This window comes from Planctomycetia bacterium (assembly GCA_034440135.1).
In the GTDB taxonomy this organism is placed as follows: domain Bacteria; phylum Planctomycetota; class Planctomycetia; order Pirellulales; family JALHLM01; genus JALHLM01.
In genome coordinates, this window is record JAWXBP010000215.1 from 1 (window position 1) to 3,493 (window position 3,493).

The 3,493-nt window shown below is 57.4% G+C and carries 2 protein-coding genes and 1 pseudogene; all 3 read right to left on the bottom strand.

Translation table 11 applies throughout. The features are described from left to right. Positions 1 to 201, bottom strand: a pseudogene (locus SGJ19_12420) (hypothetical protein). A gap of 593 nt (positions 202 to 794) precedes the next feature. Beyond that, entirely contained in the window at positions 795 to 2,837 is a 2,043-nt protein-coding gene (locus SGJ19_12425) for a DUF2075 domain-containing protein (protein MDZ4781051.1), read from the bottom strand. Further along, positions 2,812 to 3,138, bottom strand: a complete 327-nt coding sequence (locus tag SGJ19_12430; GenBank protein ID MDZ4781052.1) for a DNA cytosine methyltransferase — start codon at positions 3,136 to 3,138, stop codon at positions 2,812 to 2,814. The genes SGJ19_12425 and SGJ19_12430 overlap by 26 nt, the downstream gene beginning before the upstream one ends. Positions 3,139 to 3,493 lie beyond the last annotated feature (355 nt).

Sequence of the window (3,493 nt, forward strand, 5' to 3'; positions counted from 1 at the left end):
GATGGAAAACTCATGGGACCGCGGGTCGCGGTCGCCGACCAGTTCCTTCGCGCGCGTATAGAGGTTTTGCTCGCCGTAGCGGACGCTCTCGCGGAATGCAGGCGGCACCGGGGCATTCAGAATCCTGACGCTCCCGCCGGGGCCAACCGTGACCTCGATGCGGTAAAGGCCCGGAGAGACATCCTGATCGCCGGCACTAACGACCTGAAAGACCTGGCACAGCCACTATTTTTCAAACGACCGAGGACAGCCACCATTTTTCATGGGGCAACGAGAAACCGGTGACTGTCCCGAACGCCCCAAACGCCCCTAACGCCAAAGCCGGGGACATGGCGAGCATCAAGGAACTTTTGCAACGGCTGCTTGGTCCCTCTCAGCCGGAGGACTTGCTCGAACGACTGGAATCGCTCGAAAGCCACATCGACACCCTAATCAAGGCCAAGTCATGCCGAACCTGAACCAACGCCTTCGACAGATTGAACGGCTGGCCGGCGAAATCGGTGCGGGTGTCCGCTGTCCGAGGTGCAGTTGTCGCGACGGCGATCCGCAAACGGGAAAGTGGATCATAGAAATTCGACCGCCCAAACCTGCCGATCGCCCTGATGTGAATTGGCACACCGACGACGGTCGATGCGTCGAGTGCGGCATAGCGCTTGCGCGAGTGAGGGTTGTTTGCCATGGATTGCCGGATGCTGGCGACACGCCGCGGGACTAATTAGAACACAAAGTCGGGTTTGCCATCCGCAAGGCGTCGCGCCCAATCTTGTCGAGCGAGACAACGGTCGACGGCATCTTCAAATAGTCGTAAAGCCGATTGAGCGCAGATAGTCGAATGTCGGATCATAGAACGCTTGTTCGCGTGTCCGGTCCGCCGCGTCGCCTTCGGGAACGACGATCACCATCCCTTGTCGGGCGCGCGTGAGCAAGACACGGTATGCGTTCTTGAGATAGGTTTGTCGTTCAAGTTTTTTGATATGGTTCCATCGATCGCCGCAAAACGACCAATGCTCCCACCCGATGTCGCTGTGTCGGAAATCGGCATCCCAGACGACGCAAGCCCAATCGACTTCGAGACGTTGGACGTGAAACTCAGTGGCGACATCCTCAAGGTAGTAAGAGGACCGCACATCGTCCTTCCCGTCGAGGAACCAATGGATGGGATCCATCGGCGATTTGACATCGATCGCGTGTGGTTTGAGGCGCTGTGCCTGGGACGATACGACAATGCCGTAGCGTTCGGAGCCGCGCGCGTGCTCCTTCAGCCACCGTTTTGCTTTCCGCAGATCGCGCGTGATGACGACCGGGAAACGCCCCGTGATTTGCAATAGGGTCTGGCGGGCGTCCGCATCCAGGTCTAGGAGTTGTTTGACCAATAACGAGACGTGTTCAGCGCGGAACGACCGCATCGAAACAGCAAGATGAAGTTCGTCGCGCACGACGACATTTGGGCGTGACTCAATCACGCTCAGGACTCTTCCGGCGCCGTACTCACTCTCGGTCAAGCGCGACGACACGTAGATGTGCCAGTCAGGGAAAGATCGCATCAATGCATCGATCCATTCGCTGATGCCCGCTTCGCCCGTATTGATCTCCTGACCGCCACCGACCAAACAAACGACGACGGCCCAATCCTGATGGCGATCCAGACAGGAGATTAGAAATTCGGGCTCGGACTGGTCGAAATGGGGACGCTTTTTCTTGCGCAGCATGAAGTTGGTTGTCTGCTCAAGGTTCCATGCACGCTGCGCCTCGTCGAACAAGGCCACATGCTCAATCGGAGGCCGGGCCACATCAATCAGGCATTCGTCCCGGAAGTGGTGGACGTTCTGAATGAACATCTTCACTTCGCTCATCGCCACGCCCTTTTTCATCTTGCGGCCGCGTTCTTTTTCGCTGCGTACTTTGTCGCGTGTCAGGGCTTCGCGCAAGATTGCAACGAGTGGGCCGTTACCGGAAAGGAAAACGCTGTAAAGGTCGTTTCTTTTGTCGATATGCTGTGTGGCGATATTGAGCCCGACCAGTGTTTTGCCGGCTCCTGGGACGCCCGTTACAAAGCAGATCGATTTATGCGAGCTTTCCTTCGATGAATGGATGATCTGCGAAATTGCTTCGGAGGTCTGGGTGAGGTTGATGGCACTGGCATCACTGCGCGAGATGTCGGCGACGGAATGTCCACTGTAGAGAGCCATCGCGGCTTCGATGATGGTGGGCGTGGGGCAATAGCGCCCTTGCTCCCACTCGCGAGGGTTGATGGCCACTCCGTCGGAGAAGAGCAATACATCTCGGATGACGTCCGAAAGTGTTTCGGCGGTGCTCCTGATGGGAAGCAGCAGCTGATCCTGTTGCAAAGTCGTGGCGACGAAGGGAACGACGTTTTTGGCCTTAGTTGCAATCAAAACCGGCGCGATCAGGCGGTCATGACTGGATTCGTGGAAGTTCTTGAGGTCGAGGGCATAGTCGCATACCTGGTCGATCGCGTGGGACGTGAATTCCTTCTCGCCAACCTTGAATTCGAGCACAAAAATCGCTGGCCCGATGATGGCAACGACATCGATTCGTTTGCCAAGCCGTGGAATTGAATACTCAAAGTAGAGCTTCCCACTGTCGCGGTATGCCGACAGACTGCTCTTTAGAATGCTGATTTGTTCTAGCCACGCGTCGGTCTGCGTAGTTTCTATTGATGCACCGGCGACGCCACCACTCTGCACCAACTCGCCAAGAATCTCCCTTGGCGATTTCTCGAAGAAGGCGGCGATCGCATCGGAGTAATACTCTCGCCTCATACCAAACAGCGCCCCTTGGAGTTCCCCATCACAAGAATAGCGTCCCGCGTTCATTCTTTAGTCCCAGCTTCTCTCCGGCGACAGAAAAAGGTTGGTAAGGAAAACCGGCCGTGATTGCGTCAACCGTCTCCAACGCGTCGCCGATGACCGACAGGTCTTCAACCGGCTTATGGATGTGGCGAACGTCGGGGAAGTTTCTGACGAAGGTGTCCCGCGCAAAGCGGTCCTTTTCATTCGCCCACAAGACCGTCGCGCCGCATTCCTGAAACGCGCGGCAGAAGCCACCGATTGCGGCGAACAAACAGCCTACCGTAAACCTGCTGCGATCACGCGCCATACTCTCCCGGCAGAACATTGTTGAGGCTCTGCCGGTTGGCGCGTGCTCACCCGCCACGAGCGTGTGATACGCGCACGGGCGGCTCATAGAATTTCCGGCAGAGCCCGTTGCGTTCCGCCGATGGTACACAAAGCGAGTTGACTTTCCAACGCCAGCGCATTTGCCAGGCAGTGGTTACGGCAGAGCACAAGACCGCCATCGGCAGGCCGTTGAATCCGCCACGCGATGAAGGCTGGACGTGCCCGGCCGGATCATCCGCAAGGCGGGGCTAGAGGTCTGGCCGAAGCCCTGGCACAACCTGCGCTCAACGCGACAAACGGAGCTTGCTGAGCGCTACTCGATTCACGTCGTCTGGCAGTGGATCGGCAACAGC